General features: G+C 44.2%; 24 protein-coding genes, 5 tRNA genes, 2 rRNA genes and 1 other annotated feature. Of the genes, 29 read left to right on the top strand and 2 right to left on the bottom strand.

What is annotated here, in order from left to right; translation table 11 throughout:
• The first annotated feature begins 2 nt into the window (after positions 1–2).
• The 29 genes from HMPREF0868_RS02090 to HMPREF0868_RS02230 all read left to right on the top strand — a co-directional run bounded on the left by HMPREF0868_RS02090 (position 3) and on the right by HMPREF0868_RS02230 (position 23,838).
• Positions 3–78: transfer RNA gene (locus HMPREF0868_RS02090), tRNA-Ala, on the top strand.
• 194 nt (positions 79–272) lie between these two features.
• Positions 273–3,170 (top strand): 23S ribosomal RNA (locus tag HMPREF0868_RS02095).
• Positions 3,171–3,259: 89 nt separating this feature from the next.
• A 5S ribosomal RNA gene (rrf, locus tag HMPREF0868_RS02100) occupies positions 3,260–3,376 on the top strand.
• Between the two features lie 94 nt (positions 3,377–3,470).
• Positions 3,471–4,181 carry a response regulator gene (locus HMPREF0868_RS02105; protein ID WP_012993065.1) on the top strand — a complete coding sequence of 237 codons (711 nt, stop codon included), beginning with the start codon at positions 3,471–3,473 and terminating at the stop codon, positions 4,179–4,181.
• A 9-nt stretch (positions 4,182–4,190) separates the two neighbouring features.
• A complete protein-coding gene (locus tag HMPREF0868_RS07820) occupies positions 4,191–6,167 on the top strand; it encodes a sensor histidine kinase (protein ID WP_012993066.1) in 1,977 nt (658 codons plus the stop codon).
• Between the two features lie 61 nt (positions 6,168–6,228).
• Positions 6,229–7,506 (top strand): UDP-N-acetylglucosamine 1-carboxyvinyltransferase, encoded by a 1,278-nt coding sequence (murA, locus tag HMPREF0868_RS02115; RefSeq protein WP_012993067.1) that lies wholly within the window; start codon positions 6,229–6,231, stop codon positions 7,504–7,506.
• Between the two features lie 6 nt (positions 7,507–7,512).
• The gene (locus tag HMPREF0868_RS02120; protein ID WP_012993068.1) at positions 7,513–8,334 is read left to right on the top strand and encodes an MBL fold metallo-hydrolase; all 822 of its coding nucleotides are present in this window, start codon (positions 7,513–7,515) and stop codon (positions 8,332–8,334) included.
• On the top strand, positions 8,324–8,788 hold the full coding sequence (locus tag HMPREF0868_RS02125; RefSeq protein ID WP_012993069.1) for a 23S rRNA (pseudouridine(1915)-N(3))-methyltransferase RlmH: 465 nt from the start codon (positions 8,324–8,326) through the stop codon (positions 8,786–8,788). The genes HMPREF0868_RS02120 and HMPREF0868_RS02125 overlap by 11 nt, the downstream gene beginning before the upstream one ends.
• 169 nt (positions 8,789–8,957) lie before the next feature.
• Positions 8,958–9,122 carry a 50S ribosomal protein L33 gene (gene rpmG, locus HMPREF0868_RS02130; RefSeq protein WP_034574946.1) on the top strand — a complete coding sequence of 55 codons (165 nt, stop codon included), beginning with the start codon at positions 8,958–8,960 and terminating at the stop codon, positions 9,120–9,122.
• A 37-nt stretch (positions 9,123–9,159) separates the two neighbouring features.
• Entirely contained in the window at positions 9,160–9,516 is a 357-nt protein-coding gene (secE, locus tag HMPREF0868_RS07825; protein ID WP_012993070.1) for a preprotein translocase subunit SecE, read from the top strand.
• A complete protein-coding gene (gene nusG, locus HMPREF0868_RS02140; RefSeq protein WP_012993071.1) occupies positions 9,513–10,055 on the top strand; it encodes a transcription termination/antitermination protein NusG in 543 nt (180 codons plus the stop codon). The genes secE and nusG overlap by 4 nt, the downstream gene beginning before the upstream one ends.
• 56 nt (positions 10,056–10,111) lie before the next feature.
• Positions 10,112–10,537, top strand: a complete 426-nt coding sequence (rplK, locus tag HMPREF0868_RS02145) for a 50S ribosomal protein L11 (protein ID WP_012993072.1) — start codon at positions 10,112–10,114, stop codon at positions 10,535–10,537.
• An 11-nt stretch (positions 10,538–10,548) separates the two neighbouring features.
• On the top strand, positions 10,549–11,244 hold the full coding sequence (gene rplA / locus HMPREF0868_RS02150; RefSeq protein WP_012993073.1) for a 50S ribosomal protein L1: 696 nt from the start codon (positions 10,549–10,551) through the stop codon (positions 11,242–11,244).
• A gap of 23 nt (positions 11,245–11,267) precedes the next feature.
• Positions 11,268–11,381, top strand: a sequence feature (ribosomal protein L10 leader region).
• 13 nt (positions 11,382–11,394) lie between these two features.
• Positions 11,395–11,940, top strand: coding sequence for a 50S ribosomal protein L10 (gene rplJ, locus HMPREF0868_RS02155; RefSeq protein ID WP_012993074.1), 546 nt, complete (start codon positions 11,395–11,397; stop codon positions 11,938–11,940).
• A gap of 28 nt (positions 11,941–11,968) precedes the next feature.
• Positions 11,969–12,346, top strand: coding sequence for a 50S ribosomal protein L7/L12 (gene rplL, locus HMPREF0868_RS02160; RefSeq protein ID WP_012993075.1), 378 nt, complete (start codon positions 11,969–11,971; stop codon positions 12,344–12,346).
• A gap of 376 nt (positions 12,347–12,722) precedes the next feature.
• Positions 12,723–13,358: a sporulation initiation factor Spo0A C-terminal domain-containing protein gene (locus HMPREF0868_RS02165; RefSeq protein ID WP_012993077.1), complete on the top strand. Its 636-nt coding sequence runs from the start codon at positions 12,723–12,725 to the stop codon at positions 13,356–13,358.
• A 206-nt stretch (positions 13,359–13,564) separates the two neighbouring features.
• Positions 13,565–13,641 (top strand) — tRNA-Met (locus tag HMPREF0868_RS02170).
• A 4-nt stretch (positions 13,642–13,645) separates the two neighbouring features.
• A tRNA-Glu gene (locus HMPREF0868_RS02175) sits at positions 13,646–13,720 on the top strand.
• 4 nt (positions 13,721–13,724) lie between these two features.
• Positions 13,725–13,799, top strand: a tRNA-Gly gene (locus tag HMPREF0868_RS02180).
• A 36-nt stretch (positions 13,800–13,835) separates the two neighbouring features.
• Positions 13,836–13,910: transfer RNA gene (locus tag HMPREF0868_RS02185), tRNA-Cys, on the top strand.
• Positions 13,911–14,148: 238 nt separating this feature from the next.
• Positions 14,149–15,081: an HPr(Ser) kinase/phosphatase gene (hprK, locus tag HMPREF0868_RS02190; protein ID WP_012993078.1), complete on the top strand. Its 933-nt coding sequence runs from the start codon at positions 14,149–14,151 to the stop codon at positions 15,079–15,081.
• On the top strand, positions 15,074–16,087 hold the full coding sequence (gene murB / locus HMPREF0868_RS02195; RefSeq protein WP_012993079.1) for a UDP-N-acetylmuramate dehydrogenase: 1,014 nt from the start codon (positions 15,074–15,076) through the stop codon (positions 16,085–16,087). Before hprK ends, murB begins: the two co-directional genes overlap by 8 nt.
• Positions 16,088–16,114: 27 nt before the next feature.
• Positions 16,115–17,095 carry an RNase adapter RapZ gene (rapZ, locus tag HMPREF0868_RS02200; protein ID WP_012993080.1) on the top strand — a complete coding sequence of 327 codons (981 nt, stop codon included), beginning with the start codon at positions 16,115–16,117 and terminating at the stop codon, positions 17,093–17,095.
• Positions 17,088–17,990 (top strand): DNA-binding protein WhiA, encoded by a 903-nt coding sequence (whiA, locus tag HMPREF0868_RS07830; protein ID WP_012993081.1) that lies wholly within the window; start codon positions 17,088–17,090, stop codon positions 17,988–17,990. Before rapZ ends, whiA begins: the two co-directional genes overlap by 8 nt.
• A 3-nt stretch (positions 17,991–17,993) precedes the next feature.
• Positions 17,994–18,824, top strand: a complete 831-nt coding sequence (locus HMPREF0868_RS07835) for a Crp/Fnr family transcriptional regulator (RefSeq protein ID WP_012993082.1) — start codon at positions 17,994–17,996, stop codon at positions 18,822–18,824.
• Positions 18,825–18,888: 64 nt separating this feature from the next.
• Positions 18,889–20,187, top strand: coding sequence for a serine--tRNA ligase (gene serS, locus HMPREF0868_RS02215; RefSeq protein ID WP_012993083.1), 1,299 nt, complete (start codon positions 18,889–18,891; stop codon positions 20,185–20,187).
• 1 nt (position 20,188) lies between these two features.
• Positions 20,189–21,568 (top strand): MATE family efflux transporter, encoded by a 1,380-nt coding sequence (locus HMPREF0868_RS02220; RefSeq protein ID WP_012993084.1) that lies wholly within the window; start codon positions 20,189–20,191, stop codon positions 21,566–21,568.
• A gap of 64 nt (positions 21,569–21,632) precedes the next feature.
• On the top strand, positions 21,633–22,883 hold the full coding sequence (pepT, locus tag HMPREF0868_RS02225) for a peptidase T (protein WP_012993085.1): 1,251 nt from the start codon (positions 21,633–21,635) through the stop codon (positions 22,881–22,883).
• An 82-nt stretch (positions 22,884–22,965) separates the two neighbouring features.
• Entirely contained in the window at positions 22,966–23,838 is an 873-nt protein-coding gene (locus HMPREF0868_RS02230) for a hypothetical protein (protein ID WP_012993086.1), read from the top strand.
• A 188-nt stretch (positions 23,839–24,026) separates the two neighbouring features.
• Here HMPREF0868_RS02230 and HMPREF0868_RS02235 read toward each other — a convergent pair whose 3' ends face one another.
• The gene (locus HMPREF0868_RS02235; RefSeq protein ID WP_012993087.1) at positions 24,027–24,476 is read right to left on the bottom strand and encodes a threonine/serine exporter family protein; all 450 of its coding nucleotides are present in this window, start codon (positions 24,474–24,476) and stop codon (positions 24,027–24,029) included.
• Complete coding sequence (locus HMPREF0868_RS02240) at positions 24,464–25,264, bottom strand: threonine/serine exporter family protein (RefSeq protein ID WP_012993088.1); 801 nt, start codon at positions 25,262–25,264, stop codon at positions 24,464–24,466. Before HMPREF0868_RS02240 ends, HMPREF0868_RS02235 begins: the two co-directional genes overlap by 13 nt.
• Positions 25,265–25,542 lie beyond the last annotated feature (278 nt).

Below are 25,542 nucleotides of genomic sequence, written 5' to 3' on the forward strand. Positions count from 1 at the left end.
ATGGGGGCATAGCTCAGCTGGGAGAGCGCCTGCCTTGCAAGCAGGAGGTCACGAGTTCGATTCTCGTTGTCTCCACCATTGTACGGCAGCAAGCCGCGATGTACCTTGAAAACTGCATAAGAAATAATGACTGAGTAAAAGACATAATGAAGTAAAAAATGGTCTTGCAAATTCAGCAAAAGTACTAAAGTACAAGTTGAAAGCGAGTCTGAGGAACTTCATTCATAAGTGTCTGGAACGACGGAAAAAAGAAAAACTTTGAGAACCAATAAGGTCAAGTTACAAAGAGCACAGGGCGAATGCCTTGGTACCATGAGCCGATGAAGGACGTGACAAGCTGCGAAAAGCTACGGGGAGGAGCAAATATCCGGATCCGTAGATATCCGAATGGGGCAACCCGATCGGGGTAAATTCCCGATCAAGTCTGCATGAATAAATAGTGCATACTGGGGAGACGTGGGGAACTGAAACATCTAAGTACCCACAGGAAGAGAAATCAACCGAGATTCCGTAAGTAGTGGCGAGCGAAAGCGGAAGAGGCCAAACCGTATGACTTCGGTTATGCGGGGTTGTGGACTGCAACAAGTCAAAGCAAGGATTAGTGGAATGAGCGGATGGAAAGCCGAGACCAAAGAGCGTAATAGTCGCGTACACGAAAATCTGAGTGAGGCTAGCAGCACCAGAGTACCACGAGACACGAGGAATCTTGTGGGAAGCCGGGGGGACCACCCTCCAAGCCTAAATACTACATGGTAACCGATAGTGAAGCAGTACTGTGAAGGAAAGGTGAAAAGAACCCCTGACGGGGAGTGAAAAAGAACCTGAAACCCTGTGTTTACAAGCAGTTGAAGAGCGTTAAAGCTCGACAGCGTACTTTTTGTAGAACGGTCCTACGAGTTATGGCAGTTAGCGAGGTTAAGGACTAGAGGTCCGGAGCCGAAGGGAAACCGAGCTTTAATAGAGCGTAAAGTTAGCTGTTATAGACCCGAAACCGGGTGACCTATCCATGAGCAGGTTGAAGTGACGGTAAAACGTCATGGAGGACCGAACAAGTATCTGTTGAAAAAGGTTTTGATGACTTGTGGATAGCGGAGAAATTCCAATCGAACCCGGAGATAGCTGGTTCTCCCCGAAATAGCTTTAGGGCTAGCCTTACGTCGAGTCTAGCGGAGGTAGAGCACTGAATTGGCTAGGGGCCTTACCAGGTTACCGAACCTTATCAAACTCCGAATGCCGCATAGATATACGTGGGAGTCAGACAGTGACAGATAAGTGCCATTGTCAAAAGGGAAACAGCCCAGACCGTCAGCTAAGGTCCCAAAATTACAGTTAAGTGGAAAAGGATGTGGGTATGCTAAAACAGCTAGGATGTTGGCTTAGAAGCAGCCACTCATTAAAAGAGTGCGTAATAGCTCACTAGTCGAGTGAACCTGCGCCGAAGATTAACGGGGCTAAACTGTATACCGAAGCTACGGAACCGAAGGTTGGTAGGGGAGCGTACTGTAAGCAGAAGAAGCATGACCGGAAGGACATGTGGATGTATCAGTAGTGAGAATGTAGGAATAAGTAACGAGAGCGAAGTGAGAATCTTTGCCGTCGAAAATCCAAGGTTTCCTGGGGAAGGGTCGTCCTCCCAGGGTCAGTCGGGACCTAAGGCCAGGCCGACAGGCGTAGTCGATGGATATCAGGTAGACATTCCTGAACTACCGATCCACGTTTGAGAGAGGCAGGGACGCAGGAGGATAGCATAAGCGAGCTGCAGGAAATGCTCGTGCAAGCGAAGTAGAGAGACTAATAGTAAAGTACGTTAGTTGATTTGAAAGCGTGATGCGTAGGGAAAACAAGTACCGAAATATGTGATTCCACACTGACGAGAAAAGCTGCTATCGAGTGGAGAGGTACCCGTACCGTAAACCGACACAGGTGGATGAGGAGAGAATCCTAAGACGAGCGGGAGAAGCGTTGTTAAGGAACTCGGCAAATTAACCCCGTAAGTTCGCAAGAAGGGGTGCCTCTGAGAAGAGGCCGCAGTGAATAGGCCCAAGCAACTGTTTAGCAAAAACACAGGTCTCCGCTAAATCGAAAGATGAAGTATGGGGGCTGACGCCTGCCCGGTGCTGGAAGGTCACGGGAATCTGTTATCGCAAGAGAAGCAGTGAACTTAAGCCCCAGTAAACGGCGGCCGTAACTATAACGGTCCTAAGGTAGCGAAATTCCTTGTCAGGTAAGTTCTGACCCGCACGAATGGCGTAATGATTTGGGCACTGTCTCAACAACGTACCCGGTGAAATTGTAGTACTTGTGAAGATGCAAGTTACCCGCGACTAGACGGAAAGACCCCATGGAGCTTCACTGTAGATTGTTACTGGGATTCGGTATTGTTTGTACAGGATAGGTGGGAGACTATGAACCATAGGCGTCAGCAGATGGGGAGTCACTGTTGGGATACCACTCTGACGATACTGAGTTTCTAACTGTTAGCCGTAATCCGGTTACAGGACAATGGCAGTCGGACAGTTTGACTGGGGCGGTCGCCTCCTAAAAGGTAACGGAGGCGCTCAAAGGTTACCTCAGCATGGTTAGAAATCATGCAACGAGTGTAAAGGCATAAGGTAGCCTGACTGCGAGACACACAGGTCGAGCAGATACGAAAGTAGGACTTAGTGATCCGGCGGTAGAAAGTGGAATTGCCGTCGCTCAACGGATAAAAGTTACCCTGGGGATAACAGGCTGATCTCCCCCAAGAGTTCACATCGACGGGGAGGTTTGGCACCTCGATGTCGGCTCATCACATCCTGGGGCTGAAGAAGGTCCCAAGGGTTCGGCTGTTCGCCGATTAAAGTGGTACGCGAGCTGGGTTCAGAACGTCGTGAGACAGTTCGGTCCCTATCTATCGTGGGCGTAGGAAATTTGAAAGGTGCTGTCCCTAGTACGAGAGGACCGGGATGGACCAACCTATGGTGAACCAGTTGTCACGCCAGTGGCATAGCTGGGTAGCTAAGTTGGGCAGGGATAAACGCTGAAAGCATCTAAGTGTGAAGCCCTCCTTAAGATAAGATTTCCCACCGAAAGGTTAAGACCCCTTGAAGACAACAAGGTTGATAGGTCAGGAGTGGAAGTACAGTAATGTATGAAGCGGACTGATACTAATAGGTCGAAAACTTGACCACAAGCACGTTGGTTCAACGTTGAACCAGACAGAATGAAGACTCAGACAACTCAGTAGCTTATGCAGTCTTGAGGGTACAACCTCAACAATTCCGGTGGTGATAGCGGAGAGGCCACACCTGTTCCCATTCCGAACACAGTAGTTAAGCTCTCTAGTGCCGAAGATACTTAGCTGGTAACGGCTTGGTAAAATAGGAAGCTGCCGGATTATATAAAAGCTCTTGGCTAATCACCAAGAGCTTTTTTAATACTTTCCACACGATTACCAGCATGTTATAATATATTCAAACTAGGAGGTGCTTATGGATCAGAAGATTCTCGTTGTTGATGACGAGATAAATGTCGTTGATTTGCTTAAGGACAATCTTGAGCGTGAGGGATATCATGTTATAACTGCTTTTGACGGGGTTACTGCATACAATTCTGCTTTGTCTGATAAACCTGATTTGATCCTGCTTGACTGCATGCTTCCGCGTATGAACGGAGTTGATGTATGCAAAAAGATTAGGCAATCTTCCAGTGTACCGATTATCATGATAACTGCTAAAAGTGAGGAAGTTGATAAAGTAATCGGTCTTGAACTCGGTGCGGATGATTATATAACAAAGCCTTTTAGTGTTCGTGAAGTTCTAGCTAGGGTCAAAGCGACTTTGCGGAGGATGGGTTTTGTTGATCAGGAACAGGCCATCATTAGTTCGACTATTGAATTTGGTGAATTTATCATTGATCTCCGTTCTTTTGAATTGAGGCGTAACGGCTGTGTTATCAATCTTACCTTGCGTGAATTTGAGTTGATAAGTTTTCTTGCCCAGCATCCTGGCGAAGTTTTTACTCGTGAACAGCTTTTGGAAAGAGTTTGGGGTTACGAGTATTACGGTGATGTACGTACCGTTGATGTAACTGTTCGTAGAACGCGCGAAAAAATTGAGGGCGATACTCAAAATAACTATAAATATATTTTAACAAGACGTGGGGTTGGATATTATTTTGAAAATCCCGGTGCTACGGAGTAGGAATTTTACATGCTAAAGCTCTTTTTGTCTCTTCGATTGGGTGACTTTGTTTTTGGTTGGCCTTTTTTGGTAGTAGCCTTTTTGATTGGCCTTTTTTTAGGCTTTACTGTATTTGGGGTTTGGCTTCTTTTTCATCGAAATGACAGTCAAGTTTCTTTACCTGCAGATGAACATTTGCCGCCTGCGAATCAGGAATCGGGTACGGATGGTCAAAGTAATACTGGTGATTTAAAGCCTTCCGATTTCGTTGATATTATGGATGATATAGAGTTGGGGACTATTGTTTTTAGCTCTGAAGACATCAAGCTATATTGTAACAAAACCGCACTTAACATGTTGGGTGACGGCATAAATGAATGCAAAAACTTAAACGAGTTTTTATCTATGTTCGGTACGGATAATGGGCTTTTGACTGCTTATGTTTTAGGCAAGAGTCTGCCTACAGCCGTTTATTCGCGAGCCGGCAGAAGTTTTACCATATGCATCCATGATATGTTTTCGAACTCTGGTGGAATGAGAATTGTTTCTCTTTACGATATTACCCAACGTGAAAATCTTGATAAACAGCGCACATTGTTTGTTTCCAATGTTTCTCATGAGCTGAAAACGCCGCTGAATACTATCATAACTTATTCTGAAAGTCTGCTTAATTGGAGACTCAAAGAAAAGACCATAGAAGAGGTGACAGGGGATATTCAGCGAATTTATTCCGATGGAATTCGCATGAAGAAGTTGGTTGCAAACCTTTCATTATTAAATTCCCTTGACAATAAGGCTATTTGTCCGTTGATGACGGAAATAGATCTTGCTCATTTGGTAAAGTATTGTTGTGAAACGATGCAAATAAATGCTAAGGCAAAGGATATAAATCTGGACCTTGCTGTTTCTGGAACTATTCCGTTGGTCTTCGCCGAGCGTTCTTCTTTGGAAAGAATTATTTTCAATTTAATAGAAAATGCTATTAAATATACCCCCAATACCGGAAGGGTAAGCGTATTTTTAAATTCTTTAGGGGAAGAGGTGTTCCTAAAAGTAATTGATACCGGAATAGGTATACCTAAGGAAAGCCTTTCTCTTATTTTTAACAGGTTTTATAGGGTGGACAACAGTGGTTCTTCTGTACTTGGTGGAACTGGTTTGGGTTTGTCTATAGCCAAAGAATTGGCGGATTTGCATAACGGAAGAATTACGGTTAGCAGTGCAAGCAATGCCGGATCGGAATTCACATTATACTTGCCGGTAGCTTACAAGGTTATGGAAGAGGCCATAGCAAAGCGAAAGATTGGACGCTTTGGAGTCCAGTTGCCGATAATATTTAAGCTTGCGCAGGATTTTATTTGTGAACAAATGGGGGTTCCAAATGATCCAAGTTCTCTGGCAGAAATATCTGACAAGGATGCCGAGGAATTTTTGCGTCAGTACAAAATTGAATCTGGCGGTGACGGAGTATCAACGGCAGTGGCAAAAGTTGTACCGCAAACTGATTCAACGATCGTTTCCGATAGCACACGTACTGAGGGAGAACACAATATTGATTCAACTGAAACACGACAGATTGAACTGTCTGAAATAAAGCCGAGTAACCGTGGAAGCAAAGATGAGAAATGTGAGGCTCCCTCCAATGCTGAGACTAGCACTTCTTATGAGAATGAATCAAAAGATTTGCCCAATAGTGCGTTGGGGAGTGGGGGTAAAGGTGCAGATGAAACCATGGTATTCGGTGTTACGCCGGTTAAGAATCATAAAGGCGATTCCGTCAATAGCTCCGGCTCAGGCAGCGCAAAAGTAGGAAAAGTGGCAAAAGTAGAAAAAGTAGCAAAAATATCAACAGTATCAGCGGATTCAACCGTCGATAAGGAATATCGTCAGTCTTCTGAAAAAAGCAGTTTTCATGTTGTTGTGAAATCTGCCAAGGCAGATAAACATAAGAATGATGGTGAAGCAAATGCCGACTGCCATGAGTCTGAAATGAATCACGATTTATGATTTAACAGCTTGCGGCTTGAAACTCTATTTATTTGCGAATTGACTACGGGAAGGTAATTTGATGAACAATACAGAGACATATGTTGTGACAGGTGGAACCAGGTTGCATGGTACAGTTGCAGTCAGCGGATCAAAAAATGCAGCGTTGGGAATTGTTGCTGCTGCCATGCTTTTGGACGGTCCGTGTCATATTGAAAACGTGCCAGATATAGCGGATATAAAAGTTTTACTTGATATTTGTAAAGGCTTAGGTGCAGGCGTATCTTTCAATGCCGGAGCATTGGATCTTGATCCGACAACGATAAATTCTTTTGAAGCTGTTAATGAAAAAACGCGTAGTATCCGGGCTTCTTACTACCTGCAAGGTGCTTTGCTTGGTCGGTTCGGTAAAGTAATCATGTCTTTTCCGGGTGGATGTGATTTCGGTACAAGGCCGATTGATCTGCATAAAAAAGGTTTCGAAGCTATGGGAGCCAAGGTTACGATTGACGATGGCATTTTTGCAATTGAAGGTGGCAGCAGTTTGCGCGGAGGCAGCATATTTTTTGATCAGGTAAGCGTTGGAGCTACCATTAATTTGATGATTGCCGCCGCTAAGCTTAAAGGAACGACAACTATAGAAAACGCTGCCCGTGAGCCGCATATCGTAGATGTAGCAAATTTTTTGAACACTATGGGTGCAAATATTAAAGGGGCTGGTACCGATACTATACGTATAGTAGGCGTTCCTGTTTTGCCGGGTAATAACACATACTCAATTATCCCTGATCAGATTGAGGCTGGAACATTTATGTTGGCGGCCGCGATGACCAGAGGTGATGTTATTGTCACTAATTTAATTCCGCGTCACATGGATCCGTTGACAGCAAAGTTGGTTGAAATGGGTATCGGTATTGAGATCGGCGAATCGTCAATACGAGTTTATAGTGATAGGCGGCGGCATATTAATCCTGCAGTCTTTAAGACGATGCCTTATCCCGGTTTCCCTACTGATTTACAACCTCAGACAGTGGCACTGCTGTGTTTGGCGGAAGGTCAGAGCAAGATGTACGAAACTATCTGGGACAATCGTTTTCAATACATTGATGAGCTTAAGAAGATGGGGGCGAATATAACGATTTCAGGCAAAGTTGCTTTGATAAGCGGTCCGGCGAAACTTACCGGCGCTTGCGTCAGAGCGCGTGACTTGCGTGCAGGAGCAGCCATGGTTTTGGCGGGTTTAATAGCTCAAGGGAAAACGGAAATTTATGATATTCACGTCATTCAGCGTGGCTATGAAAATTTTGTTCAGAAATTGATGAAACTTGGTGCGAAAATAGAGCATCGTCCGGCTGAATAGGTAAAGATGCGTATTTTTTCCTTAGTTTCCGGCAGCAGTGGCAATTCGTACCTTTTTTTAAATCGGAGGGAAGCTGTACTCATTGATGCAGGGTTGTCTTTGCGAAGTTTAAAAATGAAATTAGCAGAGCTTGGTTTGCAAGATATTTCAATTTTAGGCATATTTATCTCTCACGAACATAGCGACCACGTCAAGGGCTTGGAAGCAATTGCCAACAACTTTAAGGCGTCGATTTTCATCACTAATGGTACCAAAGGCGCGTTGGAAAGCAAAATGAGGCATCCAGAGAAGCAGAAATGGAGGATCATTGCCGCTCAAAGTGAGATAGATCTCGCCGGCTTTGCGGTTAAGGCTGTTGCAATTTCGCATGATGCAACTGAGCCGGTTGCCTTTACGGTTTCTTGTGGTGGTTTAAAAGTTGCTGTAGTATCCGATACCGGGGTCATAACTCCTGAGTGGGAAATTTTGGCTGATACAGAGAAGTTCGATATATTTTTCCTGGAGGCCAACTATGACCAGGAGATGCTTTTGGGGGGATCTTATTCTTACCCTTTGAAAATGAGAATTATGAGTGACCGCGGTCATCTATCCAATTCTCAGACGGCAGAGTTTTTGTACCGATTATATAACAACGGTTGTTGCAATTTTGTTCTTACCCATTTGTCACTGAACAACAATTTTCCGGAACTGGCCATGCTCGTTGTACGTAGTTATTTTGCTCAGGCGGGGATAAATGTGGGCGATCAAGTGGAGGTATTTTGTGCGCCGCGTTATGATACAATGGAATACAAAATAAACGAAAAAGGAAAATTGTGTTTTGAAGATTAGCTTAGTTTGTGTAGGTAAACTAAAGGAGCCTTGGCTCAAAGCGGCTGTGGAAATGTATGCCAAACGTATAAGTAAGTTTGCAGAAGTTGAAATAGTCGAAACGAATGATTTTAAAGATACATTACCTTTGGAATTGATTTTGCAGAAGGAGGCGGAAGAGGTTCTGAAACGTTTACCTAGCTCAGCTTTTGCCGTATTATGTGATCTGCAGGGACATGAATATGATTCTCTTAATTTGGCACAAAAAATGCAGAGCTGGATGGAAATGTCAGGTGCACACTTGTATTTTTTAATCGGCGGTTCTAATGGAGTTTCCGAAATTCTGCGAAAAAAAGCAGCCGTAAAGTTGAAACTTTCAGCATTGACATTTCCCCACCAATTAACCAGGGTAATACTATTGGAGCAAATTTATCGCTCGTTTAAAATACAAAATGGGGAGAGCTATCATAAGTGATAATAATAAGCCGTGTTTGCTTTAGGCCTTGATGCCCAAAGTTCAAAAGATATAGACGCGATTCAGATTTATATAGAGCTTGACATGAGTGGGTAAAAAATGGTAAAATTTTCAATGCTTATCGAAAGCACTATTTTTTTGTGTAATTTTCCATATAGGAGGTGTTCTCATGGCAAAAGCCAGTCCACGCGAAAAGATCATTCTGGCTTGTACTGAGTGCAAACAACGCAATTATAGCACTAAGAAAAACAAGAAAAATGATCCGGAGAGACTAGAAATTAAGAAGTATTGCAGATTCTGCCGTACACATACAGCACATCGGGAAACAAAATAATAGCTGAGTGTGCTAAAGCCGGCGAACGGAGGATGCAATGGCAGATAACAAAGAAAACAAAAAACAAAATTTGAAAAATAAATCGGCCAAAAAGAATTTTTTCGGCGATTTGAAAGCAGAATTAAAACGTGTTGCTTGGCCGGATAAAGAAAAGACTGTCCGTACGGTGGCGGCTGTTGTTGTGCTGACCGTGGCGTTTGCCCTGTTGATATGGATTGTTGACACCTTAGTTTATGGTGGTTTGAATTTAATCGGATTCCATGGTGATAAATCTGTTAAACCGAATAGACTTCCGGCTGCCGCAGATACTGTCCCCACTCCATCAGCTGCAAATGTTATGCCTACTCAGACCTTGCCTGATCAACCGGCAGAGACGACCGGAGCTTCAAAATGAGTACAAATGAAACAAATGATACAAATACAGCTTTGTGGTATGTGATTCATACATATTCCGGTTATGAAAACAAGGTGAAAGATACTTTGGAGCAAATCGTTGAAAACCGCGGTTTGCAGGATTATATCCAAGAAGTTTCCGTCCCTGTCGAAGAACAGGTGGAGATTAAGGATGGCAAAAAAAAGGTCGTTCAAAAAAAGCTGTATCCTGGGTACGTATTGGTTAAAATGATTTTGACGGATGAGATGTGGTACATAGTGCGAAATACGCGTGGTGTTACTGGTTTCGTCGGCCCGAACAAACCAGTACCTCTTTCGGAAGAAGAACTGGCAATTATGGGTTTGCTGAAAGATTGGGATCCGGTCATCGACTATGCTGTAGGCGATTCTGTCAAAGTTATCAATGGACCGCTTGAGAGTTTTATTGGAACTGTCGAAGAAATAAATATGGAAAAGAAAAAAGTACGTGTTTTGGTTTCTATGTTTGGGCGTGAAACTCCGGTAGAACTCGAATTTACGCAAGTGCTTAGATTGCTATAAGTTTGGATCACTGTCGATTAAAATTCGACTTTGAAATATTATTGGGAGGTGGAAATATGGCAAAGAAAATTTCCGGTTATGTAAAACTTCAAATTCCAGCAGGTAAAGCCACACCTGCACCACCGGTCGGACCAGCTCTTGGACAACATGGTATTAACATTGCCCAGTTTGTAAAGGAGTTTAACGAAAGAACAGCAAAGGATGCCGGTTTGGTTATTCCGGTTGTTATTACTGTTTACGCCGATCGTAGCTACTCTTTTATTACCAAGACCCCACCGGTTCCGGTATTGCTGAAAAAAGCATGTAAGATTGAGTCCGGTTCAGGCAAGCCTAACCGTGACAAGGTTGCTAAAATCAGTTGGGAAGATTGTTTGAAAATAGCTGAAATTAAATTGGTTGATACCAATGCCGCTGATGTTGAATCTTGCGCTAGAATGGTCGCCGGTACGGCTCGCAGCATGGGAATTGTAGTTGAGAAATAAGGAGAGTAGATATGAAAAGAGGAAAAAGATATTCCGCCGCAGCTCAAGTTGTGGATCGCAATACTGTCTACGATCCTTCCGCAGCTGTAGCTTTGATTCCGCAAATTGCCAAAGCCAAGTTTGATGAGACTGTAGAGTTACATGTCCGGCTGGGTGTTGACTCACGTCACGCTGATCAACAGGTACGTGGCGCAGTTGTCTTGCCGCATGGAACTGGTAAAACAATTCGCGTTTTAGTTTTTGCTAAAGGGCCAAAAGCTGATGAGGCAAAGGCTGCTGGTGCTGATTATGTTGGCGCCGAAGATTTGGTTACCAAGATCACTGCTGAAAACTGGTTTGATTTTGACGTTGTAGTTGCTACACCGGATATGATGGGTGTTGTTGGCCGTTTAGGTAAGGTTTTAGGCCCTAAGGGTTTAATGCCTAACCCCAAGGCTGGCACCGTCAGTATGGATGTTACTAAAGCAATAAATGAGATCAAAGCTGGTAAAATTGAGTATCGTTTGGATAAAACGAACATTATTCACTGTCCTATCGGTAAAGCTTCTTTTGGAAACGAAAAGTTGCTGGCCAACTATATGGCTTTGATGGAGGCTATCATTAAGGCCAAGCCGGTTGCTGCCAAAGGGCAGTACATTAAGAGCGCAGTGCTGACCACTACAATGGGTCCAGCCATCAAGCTGAATTCATCTAGGTTGCTCGGTTAACGCTTGTAAATTTGTAAGTTTTATCTTATAATTTTTTAGAACCGAAGACAGTAGGTGTCCATAAATCCTACCGAGGTACATTTTGAATTTTCAGTGTCCCTCGATGTTTGTCCGAGGGGCACTTTATTTTTGGAGATAAGGAGGAAAAATATGCCTAGTGCGAAAATTCTAGAGCTTAAAAAAGCTGAAGTGAGCAAGCTTGCCGAAGCTTTCAAGAACGCTCAAACTTTGATAGTTGCCAACTATCGCGGTTTAACCGTTGCGCAGGATACTGAGTTGCGTAAGGCTCTGCGTGAAGCGGGTGTTCATTACAAGGTTGTAAAGAACACGATGGCTACGTTGGCTGTTAGGGAAGCGGGAATCGAAGGTTTGGAGGAGGTCTTTAATGGACCGACCGCCGTAGCTTACTCTGATAACGATCCTGTCGCGCCCGCAAAGGTTATCAAGGATTTTAGTAAGAAATTTGAACTGCTCGAAATAAAGGGCGGTGCAACTGAGGGTAAAGCAATCGGTTTAGACGTTGTTGAGCGCCTTGCTGCTATTCCGTCACGTGAAACATTGCTTACTCAGTTGGTATTTACTTTGGCTTCACCTATTTCAGGTTTGGCTCGTGTTATTAATGAAATCAGCAAGCTGGGCGGCGAAGCGCCGGCCGAAGCTCAGGCAACCGAGGAGACTGCTCCTGTTGCTGAATAATATTGTTTATTGCTATTGGAGGTAAAAAATGGCTAGCGAAAAAGTTGCGAAATTTGTAGAAGAAGTTAAGACCCTCAGCGTTTTGGAGTTGTCTGAATTGGTAAAGGCCTTGGAAGATGAGTTCGGTGTTTCTGCGGCTGCGGCTGTTGTTGCTGCAGGTCCTGCTGGTGATGCCCCCGCTGCTGCGGCTGAGCAAACAGAATTCACTGTTGTTCTTAAATCAGCTGGACAGGCTAAGATCAATGTTATCAAGGCTGTACGTGAAATTACCGGTTTGGGCTTGAAGGAAGCTAAGGCTGTTGTAGATGAGGCTCCCAAAGCCGTTAAAGAGAATGTCAGCAAAGAGGATGCTGAAGCTTGTGCCGCTAAACTTAAAGAGGCTGGAGCTGAAGTGGAGATCAAGTAATCACATTTGTATCTACTTTTTATTATCTGCATTTTGCAAGTTGTCCATCCTGTCGGGTGGACAACTTTTTTATTACTTTCATTTGTTCCTTCATTATTTCGCTTTGCTCCATTATTACTTAGAAAGTTCTATTAATTTTATTTGGTGCAGTAATGCGGTTATCGACAACAAAACTTTTTTGTAACTGCGGTGCAAGAAATGCTTAAAGTTGTTTTAATAATAGAAAAAAGTCCAATTATGCTTGATATATCGGGCTCTTTTGTCGCTTTTTGTCGCTTTTTTGATCTATTTTTGTATTGTTTTGTCGCTTGAATATTGGCAAAATGTAGTTGCGCATTATGAAGCGTCTATATTTATTAATTTATGGAGGTGTACCATGATCAAGACTAATGATGAAAATCCTTTCGACAGTATCAAATTTTATGTAGCTGCAAGTGACCGCGATATGCTCGGTCGCTTAACCTCTATTCTTGAGCGTAAAGGTATGATCAGTTGTTGGGAAAAGAGCGGAGAGATGAGCTTTTTACTGGACGGAAGGCAAGGTGGCTATCACGTAGCTCGCCAAATTTCGGAAATTAACGATCACTTGAGACATCGCCGTAACACACAAAGTGAGTCACAAAAGCGACTGCTTAAGTTAATTAATCGTGCTTTAAATTCCTATGGCCTGCGAGAAGAATTGAAAGGTACTGAATTTTTGCGTGAGATTATTTTTCATCTGATAGTCAACAAGGGCAATTTAACGAACTTCAGCAAAGGTGTGTATTTAGATGTTGCGCGTCACTATGGCACTGAGCCTAAGTTAATCGATCGGGCGATCAGATACACAAGGATGCAAGCAGGAATCACCTTGACCAACGTTGAGTTTATTCACAAACTGCTCAACGACTTGCAAAGTGAAGCTTCATTAGAGACGAAAAAAGAAACTATAGTATATAGCTTGCCGGGGACGCAAATTACTTTGGCTGATCTGGTCGCGGAAAACGGTTGCGGAGATCTGGCAAGTTATTGATACGAATAAAAATTTCAAAATAATTATCATTATCGCATTGCTGGTAAGGCAACTCTTGACAGTAAAAGCTCTTGTGTGTTAACATACAAGAGCTTTGTAGCGAAGGTTGTCAACGATACCGTAACAATACTTAAAAAGGATTTGAAAAGTATTGACAAAGCGAATGAGACCTGATAAAATGATCAAGCGCTCAAACGCAAAACAATGGCGGTATAGCTCAGTTGGCTAGAGCATGCGGTTCATACCCGCAGTGTCGTTGGTTCGAATCCGACTACCGCTACCAATTTGGCCCGTTGGTCAAGCGGCTAAGACACGGCCCTTTCACGGCTGAGACAGGAGTTCGATTCTCCTACGGGTCACCAATTTGCGGGATTAACTCAGTGGTAGAGTGTCACCTTGCCAAGGTGAAAGTCGCGAGTTCGAATCTCGTATCCCGCTCCATCGATTGACCGTCATATAGGCGGTCAATCTCATATTGGCACCATAGCCAAGTGGTAAGGCAGAGGTCTGCAAAACCTTTATTCTCCAGTTCGAGTCTGGATGGTGCCTCCAAATGAAGACGACAATAGGATAAGTTCCGGTCGTCTTTTTTTATATAATGAAACTTTGCCGGGAATGTGGTTGATCATCTGCTATAGGGATCCTGGCTCAACTTCCAGCAGCCTGGCTCAACTTCCCGTAGCTTTACTTAACTTTCGTTTTTTTAGTGAATAATTCGGCTACGTTATTTGAATTAAGTCCGGAATCCGGCTCGAAATATGTTAGAATAACATAGACGGAGGGTATTAAAATGGCTGTAGTAACTTTAACCAAAATTATTAAAGAATTTGATTTGGAAGAAATCACATCATTCGGAACTGAAGATAACATTCATATTACAGTTGCTGATTGTACTCGACCAGGTCTTCAGTTGGCCGGGTATTACGATCATTTCGGGCATGACAGGCTTCAGTTGATGGGAAATATGGAGATGGCTTTTTTGGCGCGCTTGGACAGCCGTGAGCGAGAAAACTGCCTCGATAAGCTGTTTGCACAAAAAATACCGTGTATGGTTATTGCACGGCACCGCGAGCCGTTCCCGGAATTGATAAAAATATCGCAAAAGTATCAGATCCCTTTGTTGCGAGCTCGTGATGCCACATCGACTTTCATGAGTACACTCATAAAATACTTGAATATAGAGTTGGCGCCGATGGTATCTTTGCACGGTGCCTTAGTTGAGATCCATGGCGAAGGTGTTTTGATTTTAGGTGAATCTGGGGTCGGTAAGTCAGAAACAGCGATTGAAATTGTTAAACGTGGGCATCGTTTAATTGCGGATGATCTGGTTGAGGTAAGGCGAGTCTCAGATACGACTTTGCTCGGTCGAGCGCCGCAAATGTTGCGTCACTTGCTGGAACTTCGTGGTTTGGGAATAATTGATGTTAAAGAGCTTTACGGCGTGTCTTCAGTAAAAATGCAGGAAAGTATTAATTTTGTCATTAACCTAGAATTATGGAATGAAAATAAAATATATGAGCGTATAGGTATTAACGAGGAACATACCGAAATTCTTGGTATATCGGTTCCTTCAATCACTATACCTGTGCGTCCGGGACGGAACTTGGCCATCATTGCTGAAGTGGCGGCGATTAATTTCCGGCAAAAGAAAATGGGATACAATGCAGCTTTAGAGCTTACGAAACGGCTATTCGGGCAAAAGGCGGTACCTGAGCATGAATAAATTTATCACACAACTGCCGCAAGAATTGCGAGAACGGCTGAAAATTGATATACCTTTGGCGGAGCTGACTACATTCAAGGTGGGGGGGCCGGCTGATTTTTATTTTGAGCCGGAATCTGTGGATGAGATAGCTATGCTTTATCGGTTTGCCTATGAAAATTCTATTGACGTTACTGTACTTGGCAATGGATCCAATGTTGTAGTTGCCGATGCGGGAATTAGGGGACTAGTGATTGGGCTTAGGCATAATTTTTCTGAACTTGAGTTTTTGGGTTTGAAAGAACTACCTATTAATCATGCGCAATGTCGCAGCTTGAAGCGATTTGCGGAAAATTTTCCCAACACACCGTTATATTGTGATTTCGGCGCGGATCCTGTTTTTTTGCGGGCTCAAGCTGGGGCTAAGTTGGCGGATACTTCGAGGGCTGCCTGTGCAAGGGGGCTGACCGGCTTAGAATTTGCTTGTGGTATTCCGGGTTCTGTCGGTGGAGCTGTGTATATGAATGCCGGTGCCTATGGTAATTCTATTGAGGACGTGGTTGTATTGACCAAGTCAATGGACATTGCTGGCAATATTTACTGGAAAATCGGTTCAGAGCATGACTTTGCTTATCGGCATAGTTGCTTCAGCGCGGCCGGGCAAATAGTTTTGGAGACATTTTTTGCATTGCGTTCCGGTATTCCGGGTGACATAGATGAGCGGTGTGCCGATTATACAAGCCGTCGTCAGGCTAGCCAACCGCTTGAATTGCCAAGTGCTGGGAGTATGTTTAAACGGCCACGGGGCTATTTTGCTGGCAAATTGATATCTGATGCTGGGCTGAAGGGGCATCAGGTCGGTGGGGCGGCGGTTTCGGAAAAGCATGCCGGCTTTGTAGTGAATTTGGGGATGGCGAAGGCTACAGATATAAAAATTTTAGTCAAAGAGATACAGATGACTGTCTTTAGGCAGTTCGGTGTGCAGTTAGAGCCGGAGGTCAGATTTATCGGGGATTGGGACAAATAAAAATATTTAAGAAACGGGGCAGGAAAAATGGAAGTCGTTATTTTAACCGGAATGTCTGGATCAGGCAAGAGCAAGGTCGCCGATTTTCTGGAAGATATGGGTTACTTTTGTATAGATAATTTGCCGCCTCATTTACTTAGCGGCATCGTTTACAGCCTTACCAATGGAAAGAACGGAACCGGATTTGGCATCGGCAAAATTGCTTTTGTCATTGATATTCGGAGTGCCGGTTTTTTCGCCGGTGTAAATAAGGCCTTGGCTGATCTCGAAAACCTTAACCAAGCTTACAGATTGATTTTTTTGGATTCGACTAATGATGTTTTGCTTAGTAGGTACAAGCAGACGCGGCGGGTTCATCCATTAGCGGATGGTAAGGGTATATACGAGGCTATTGAGGAAGAACGTCGTCGTCTGGCTCCGTTGCGTAGTCAAGCTACTGATATAATTGATACAACTAATTTTAGTGTCAGCGATCTGCGTGATTACATATACAAGCTTTTGTCGGTCAATACTGGGTATGATGCACGTATGACGATCGTTATTGAATCGTTCGGATTTAAGTATGGAATACCGGTTGACTGTGATATCGTTCAGGACGTTAGGTTTATTCCTAACCCGTATTATGACCCGAAACTGCGCGTTTTGACTGGTCTTGATGAGGCGGTCATGGAAAATGTGTTTAATCACAAAGTAACGCAAGAGTTTGTTGAGCGGTTTTCCGGCCTTTTAAAACTTACCTTACCGCATTATGCTCATGAGGGGAAAGTTAGGTTGACAATCGGTATCGGCTGCACGGGGGGACGTCATCGTTCGGTTGCGATCGCGGAAGAGTTGGGCATGCGGATGCGGGAAACCGGATTTAAGGTGCGTGTTTTTCATCGTGACATCGACAATGATCCGCGTAATATAACTAAAATGGAAGCATATTGGCATGAAAATAGTGGTGATGATAAGATTGATCAATTAAATTCACGGTTAAAGGCGGAAGGAACTTCGAACCATGAGTGAATCATTTTCACAGCAAGTTAAAAAGGAGCTTTGTGCTGTTGAACTCGGTTCAACCAGGCGCAAGCAATTGGTTTTGGCTACTATTTTTGCCAATATCGGCGTTTTTCGTGGTAATACGGCGCAAATCAGCACTGGATTTTTACCTTTGGCGGATATAGTCAACAAGCAGTTTTATAACTTGTTTAAATGGGAAATACCTCCAGTTGCCGGTGGAGATATTGTGCGCTATAAAATAGAAAATTCTAAATATCCGGAATTCAAGAAACTTCTGGCGGACATTTTGCAATTTGTGCCTTTTCCTAATTCTTTGCGTGCCGATCCGGCCAGTTTTGACGGGGAAGAAATAAGTCTAATTTTGCGCTATTTATTTGTGTCTTTTGGCTCGATTTGTGACCCGCACAAGGCTTATCACGTAGAGCTGACATTTAAACGACAATTAGTTGCCGATTTTGCTAGGCGTCTTTTGTCTTTAAAGGGAATAGAGGTTAGGGTTGTTCGGCGCAGTCATTTTTGGCGTATCTATATCAAGGATGCACAGCTTATTGTCGATTTTCTTGGTATTGTCGGTGCGCATGTGGCGTTACTTACTTTGGAAAATTTGCGGCTGGAAAAGGAAGTGCGAAATTCGGTTAACCGGGTTGTTAACTGTGACAGTGCCAATTCGAAGCGTGTTGCGGCTACTTCGGTGCGTCAGCTAGAGGCCGTTGGTCGGTTGCGCTCGGCTGGAGCAATGAGTAAGTTGTCACCTGACTTGCAGAGAATTGCCGAGTTGAGGTTAGAAAATCCTGAGCTTTCATTACGTGAACTGGGTGAGTTGCTGGATCCGCCGTTGGGGAAATCTGGTGTGAATCATCGCTTAAGCAGGCTGGAGCAGTTAGCAGCGGAAATTGAGTAAATAATGACGCAAATTTGGTCGGATCGTATCATACATTATTTAGCTGGGTTGCCCCTCTTGAACGGCTTGAGTGGGGATGACATTGCGATGTTGTTGAATTGGCTGGACGCGCGGGCTGATTTCTATAAACCTGAGCAGGTGATTTGCCGGACGGGGCGGATCATAAACAGCTTATTTATCCCTCTGCCTTCTGAATTAGACCGTAATCGTAGACGTGGTCGGGGACGCGGTGCAGTCGGTCACGTATTAACGGAGCCGTTCGGCGATATTGAAAACGCCTGGGCGAACGGTCGATCCACGGAACCGTTTTTCCCCAATCCATGGCCACAGGACAGGTACCACTTATTGCTGCGTCCACCTATAATAGGCATTGTGCCGGGGCTTTTGGTTGGAATTGCGGCAAGTCAAACAATTACCACTGCTAAAGAAATGACTTTACTTGCTATAAATACCACAAATTTGTTGACCAAAACCGTTTTAAGCGGCCGCTTGGCATATTCAATGCAGATATTTTTGCTAAATCGGCTCAACCTGCTTGATATCGTCAACGATTATTGTCAAAAACAGATGATGATTCGCAAACACATAAGTTTACGGGCGCGGTTAGCTACGTTTCTAGTATATTGTTCCAATGACTGTGGTAACGTATTTACTCTTAACGGCGGGCGACAAGCTTTAGCGGATTTTTTGGGGGTGTCTCGGCCGACGATGAGCAGGGAACTGGCTACACTGCAAAATGAAGGCCTGTTAAGTTATTATTTGGATTCATTTGTTTTGTCTGATGTGAAAGCTTTGGAAAAACTTGCTGAATCCACTGGCCGTTTTGCTAAATGATGTTTTGATATGCTAAAATAAAGGTTAATCGCTGACATTAATCAATATTGAAGGAAGGTAAACTATGTTAGATATTCAGATGATTCGCAAAGAAGCGCCAAAAGTGCAGGAATTACTAGCGCGCAAGGGATGTAATGTAGATTTTACGGAGTTCTTGAATAAGGATAAGTCCAGACGTGATCTTATAGCGGCAGTGGAAAATTTAAAAGCACGTCGCAATCAGGTTTCCGCACAAATCCCGCAGCTAAAGAAAGCAAAGGCTGATACGACGGAAATCATGGCTGAAATGAAGGATATTGCGGCACAGATTAAAACTATGGACGCTGAGTTAGCAGCGCTTGAGAAAGATCAATTAGAATTTTTGGCTGGATTGCCGAATTTGCCGGCGGAAGATCTGCTGCCGGGCGGTAAGGAAAACAACCGTGTTGTTAAGGTGTTCGGTAATAAGCCTGAGTTTAATTTCCCGGCCAAGCATCATGTTGAGCTTGCCGAATCGCTGGATATAATTGATTATGCGCGCGGAAGCAAGCTTTCCGGTAATGGTTTTTGGATATACAAGAACATGGGAGCAAGGCTGGAATGGGCTTTACTGAACTATTTTATGCAGGAGCATCTTAAGGATAACTATGAGATGTTGCTAGTGCCTCATATCCTGAACTATACTTGTGGTTTCACAGCCGGACAATTCCCTAAATTTAAAGAGGATGTATTTTGGTTGGTTTCCGAAGAAGGCACGGAAGAGGCTAATCGTCAATTCATTTTGCCGACAGCTGAAACAGCTCTGGTCAATTTGTACCGCGATGAAATTTTGGATGAAAGCGATCTGCCGAAGAAGTTTTTTGCCTATACGCCTTGCTATCGCAAAGAGGCAGGCAGTTATCGTGCGGAAGAACGTGGGATGATTCGCGGTCACCAATTCAATAAAATTGAAATGTTTCAGTATACTTTGCCGGAAAATTCGGCGCAGGCTTTTGATGAGTTGGTTGACAAAGCATGTCGCTTGGTAGCCGGTCTAGGTTTGCATTTCCGCTTATCCAAACTTGCTGCCGGTGATTGTTCGGCGTCGATGGCCAGAACTGATGATATTGAAATTTGGATTCCGAGCATGAACGATTACAAGGAAGTAAGTTCGGCATCCAATGCCTGTGATTACCAAGCTAGACGCGGCAATATGAAATTTAGACGCAAGGCTACCGGCAAAACCGAATATCTGCACACGCTTAATGCTTCTGGCCTAGCCACTTCTCGTGTTTTACCGGCTATTCTGGAACAGAATCAACAGGCTGATGGAAGTGTTGTCGTGCCGGAAGTTTTACGTCCTTTCCTCGGTGGAATTGATGTAATCAAACCACAACAGGTTTAAAATGGCAAAGTTAAATACATCGATAGATATGACACAGGGCAGCCCGTATAGGCTGTTCCTGCGTTTCATGGTACCTTTGCTCATCGGAAACATAATGCAACAGCTGTACAATTTAGTCGATACCATCGTTGTTGGTAATGTTTTGGGTGAAACAGCTTTGGCGGCGGTCGGTTCCGGCTTTCCGTTCATGTTCTTATTGGTTGCGCTGTTCATAGGTTTCGGTATGGGAGCAATGATATTGGTCTCACAGCTTTTCGGCCGGAAAGACCATGCCAATTTGAAGAAACTTTTAGAAACTATATATCGCGTTTTGTTGATTGCTGCTGTGCCAATAACTGTTATCGGCTTTTTTTGCGCTGAACCGGTTTTACGGTTGATGCAGGTGCATGATCCTGATACTTTGCATCAAGCTACGTTGTATCTGCGGGTGGTTTTTCTCGGGTTGCTCGGGATGCTCGGCTTCAATCTAAATGCCGGTTTCCTCCAAGGAATAGGTGACTCACTTAGTTCACTGCTTTTTTTATCCATAGCTACCGTGGTAAATATAATTTTGGACTTGCTTTTTACCATGGTTTTGCCCTTAGGTGTGCTCGGCGTGGCGATAGCGACATCAATAGCACAAACTGTTTCTTGGATATATGGAATTTTTTATATTAATCATAAGTACAAAGAGTACCGAATAAATCTGTTTAAGCTAAGGTTCGACAAAACCTTGCTTGTTAGATGTGCTAAATTGGGTCTGCCGGCATCAGTGCAACAACTTTTGTACGCGATCGGGAACATGATAATGCAGTCAGTGGTAAACAGCAACGGCAAAATTTTCACGGCCGGTTTCGTTACTTCCAACCGAGTGGATACGTTCGTTTTTCTCCCGATTCTTAGCATGGCCACCGCTATTACTACTTATGTAGGGCAGAATGTCGGTTGTCATGATATGCGCCGGGTTAAAGGAGGCATAAAATCGGGCTTGATTTTGATGGTTTCCATGTCTTTTGCCATCGGCTGGTTAATTTGGCTGCTTCGTGTTCCGGCTTTGTCACTGTTTAATCGTAAGCCAGAAGTGATACAGACAGGTTTGTACTATCTTGACGCCACCTTACCTTTTTATAGTGTTCTTGGTTTGATGTACGGCTTGAACGCGGTTTTTCAAGGGGTAGGCCAGACACTTGTTCCGATGATTTCTGCTTCGGTCAGTCAGTGCATAGCGCGGGCGATCATCATATTGATTTTGGTTACTGCCTTTGGTCGGACAGCTTTATACTATGCTTATCCGCTCAGTTGGGTGGTAGGTTCTGGCATCTCTTTGTTCTATTATAAGTTCGGTGGTTGGCATGATATGGTTTATAATGACACTTTAACCGGTAAAAGAGCATCTCCCTGAGGGCGGCTGTGTCGTCGCAACTGAGTGTACCGGTTGATTTTCACTTGGAATGAGGTGAATTTACATGAATGAAATTCAAACTGAACTGGTAAAAAAGTTTTTTCGTTATGCGGCGATCTCAAGCCAAAGCGATGCCGCCAATCCGGAGGTGCCTTCCTCTGAAGGGCAGCGGGTGTTAGCAGATTTGTTGGCGCAAGAATTGTCCTGCTTAGGTTTTTCCGAGGTGTCGGTTAATTCCCATGCGGTGGTTCAGGGCAAGTTGGCGGCTAGGTTGAAGCAGCCACGTAAAGTACCGGCAATAGGGTGGGTTGTGCATTTGGATACTGTTGATGTCGGCCTTTCCCCGGATATTAAGCCTAAGTTGATCGAAAACTATGCCGGAGGAGACATTTGTCAAAACCGGGAGGCGGGACTGTTTATTCGCCAAAATGAGCATCCGGAAATACTTGATTATGTGGGTGAGTCACTTATTGTCAGCGATGGAACTTCAGTATTGGGGGCTGACGACAAGGCGGCGATTGCCAATGTAATGACGGCTTTTGAAATTTTGCACAACAATCCGGTTATCGAACACGGTGATATCTATATCGCTTTTGTGCCGGATGAGGAGATTGGGCTGCGAGGAGCACATTACATTGATTTTACGCGTTTTCCGGTTGACTATGCCTTTACTATTGATTGCTGTAAACTGGGAGAACTTGTATATGAAACTTTCAATGCCGGTTCGGCCAAGCTTAAAATCCGTGGGGTAAGCGCACATCCGATGTCGGCAAAAAACATTCTGCTCAACCCGATTTTGGTGGCGGTTGATTTGATCAATTTGCTGGATCGAGGGAGGACACCCGAGCACACGGAAGGGCGAGAGGGTTATATTTGGGTTACTGATATTCATGCCAATTCTTTGGATTGTGAGGTCGTTTTGAACATCCGTGATCATGATCGGAAGAAATATGAGGCCAAAAAGAAATTCCTGGCGGCAATAGTCGATCTGTTGAAAATCAAATATCCGCGGGCCGAGATAGAGTTGGCAATGACTGATGTTTACGCGAATATCGCTGATGCCGTTACCCCGCAAAATCGCAAAGGCATAGATTCTCTGTATCAGGCTTTTCGCGAACTGGGGATCACCCCAAATACTATGGCGATGCGTGGTGGTACCGACGGCTCATATATTTCCACTCGGGGCATACTGACCGCCAATTACTTTACCGGGGCGCATAACTTTCACTCGTCGGCTGAATTTATGCCTTTGAACGATGTGGAAAAATCGGTTGAAGTAACGTTAAAACTAATTGAACTTGCGATTCGTGCTTGAAATACTGCGTAGTTAATTGCGGTTAATTATTTTCTGTTATAAAATGGAAATATAATAATGTTTTGTGTATTGGGAGGGCAGTATGGAAGATACAACAAATCAAGTTCGTGCAATACCTGTAAATGAGGATGCTTCTGTTCAAGCGGGAAAGGGAGCTGCGGAGGAAGTTTCGGTTGTGGCAGATTCACCAGATGCGCCAGATGCGCCAGATGCGGCAGATGCAGCAGATGCAGCATTCACTGCAGAGGCAGCGGCCGCTATGGAAGCCCGGGGTGACCGAATAATTCAAAAAGTTTCGGAGACCATGGGCGAAGCCGCAAAGGCGGCCAAAGTAGTTAAAAACGACTTTAATCCTAAAAAAATAATCGGCATGTTGGGTAACTGGTTCGCCGCCGATCCGTTGATAAATTTCGCGGTGAAACTTACACTCACTGAAAAACTGGTGCTGTTCTTTGCCCCAGCTGTTTTTGCAGCAATCAGTTTGACGCTATCTTTCGGAAAACTGATCGGTTTTGCCGCTGCTTTCTTTATAGGATTGGTCATACCATTGGTGTATCAGCTGCTTGTTGGAGCAAGCCTGTTGGTAATCAACAATATTTACAAAATACATTTGGCGCAGGAGAAAGAAAGTGTATTCAACTTGACCGCGGTGGCGGCAAGTCTGTTATGCGTATCATTTTTGCTTGGACTTATACTAGGGCTGTTTTCATCCATGCTTAGCGCAGTGGTAATTTTACTGGGCTTTAACATCTATTGGCTGGCTTTGTATACGGGATTGCGCAAAGTTTCCGGCGCGGTCGGCCGCTCTCCCCTGATTGGCTTCGCACTGGCTAGGGTAATTATTGCGTATTTGACGGTGATTTTACCGATTCAACTTTTAATTAGAACACTTTTATCATCTTTATTTGGATCGTTCAGTAATGCCATGGGTTTGATGGGCGGACTGATTAGGTAGCTGTTTAAAGTCAGAACGATTTACGCAGGAACGGTGAGCCTAGCTAATACGATTGAGTCGATTGTGTTGGTTAGGCTTTTCTTTTGCCTATACGCCTTGCTATCGTAAAGAGGCAGTCGGTTATCGTGCGGAAGAGCATGGGTTTATTCAGTTACCAATTTAATAAAATTGAGATGACCGAACTGCATTTAAGCTCGGAGTTTGTTACATAATTTACGAAAACGATAGAATAAGCTTACTAAAGCATCGGCTGTATAGACGGCCAACGCCAGCATTCCAGCAATGAGCAAAGTAAGCTTAAGATTTTGGCTGAACATGGTGCTTTCTCCGTGCAGATAGGCCAAGACGGTGTTATACATTCCAACTCCAGGCACTAATGGGAAGAGCGCCGGAATTAATAAGACGGTAACCGGTGTTTTGGCAAGACGAGCCAAAATATGCGCACCAAGGGCTATAGTTAAGCCACCGAAATAGCTGGCGGAAGCCGGATCCGATCCGGGTAGAACCAGCAAGTATATTGCCCAACCGGCAGCACCGATCGCCGCCGTATGCGGTAAATATTTGTTCGGCGTATCAATGACTATGCCGCTCGCCAAAGAAGCGATGAACGCCCCGATTATTTGAATTACCATACCCATGCAGTAATTACCCCACTTATCCAAAGTCCGATACCGGTCCCGATGGCCAGAAAGGTTGCCGTAACGATGGCTTCAATCCCCCGTGCCGAAGCTGATACGTAATCACCGTTGATCGTATCACGAATTGCGTTGGTGATTGCGGTACCTGGGAAAAGGGGCATCAGATTGGCGGCAATGATTAAGTTATAGTTAGCACCAGTAAAGATATAAACCTGTAAAATCCTGATGCTGAGTGCCGACAAAAGTGCGGCAAGTCCAAGGCTTATGATGGACTTCAGCTTAAGTATGCGGGTCAAGTAGTTAATGATGACGGTCGCTATACTGGTAATCATACTCAGCAAAACGTCCATCGGCGAGCCGGACAGCAAAAGTGTGAAAGCCGGAGACATCAGAATAAGCCCGAGTGCTTTGCGTGAGGTGGAATTATAAGTGCGATCAGCCTTTAAACGGTCAATCGTTGCTTTGGCCTGAGCATAATCTAGCTTGTCGGCGGCTAAATCCCGCGAAACTTGGTTGACGACATGGACCACATACAAATTGGTGTCACGCGACGGAACGCGGCGCACGATGCTTTTCATATTGTCAGGGTCTTCGATGCAGGCCGTTATGCCGGTAATTGTAGCATAAGCTGAGCAGGGACTGCCGGTGAGCTTATGCATGATTACGTTCATTGTTTGTTCAACCCGATAGGTTTCGGCACCGGATTCAAGCATCAACTGGCCGGCGTCTATAGTGAGTTCAAGTACTTGTTCGAAGGTAATCGGCTTGGCTTTAATATTTTCAGACACGTGTATTCCCTTAGGTGTTTTTAAATCTGGATTGGACGGATGAATGGCGGATTTAAGTTCGCCCGTTCACTATCCCTGATAAAGTTTATCATTTTATGGGGGAAAGTTTAAGAGGGGGGGAAGGAAGTGGCACGGAAGGGGAAGGCGCAGAGACGGGCTTGGAATTTTTAATGGAAAAATCTGACAATAACGAGTTTGGCGGGTGAGGCTGCCTGAACTCTGGCATGGTCGTGCTTTATATTTCTGTTTAATATAATTTTTTCAAAGATACACAAAAA

This window comes from Mageeibacillus indolicus UPII9-5 (assembly GCF_000025225.2).
In the GTDB taxonomy this organism is placed as follows: Bacteria; Bacillota; Clostridia; order Saccharofermentanales; family Fastidiosipilaceae; genus Mageeibacillus; species Mageeibacillus indolicus.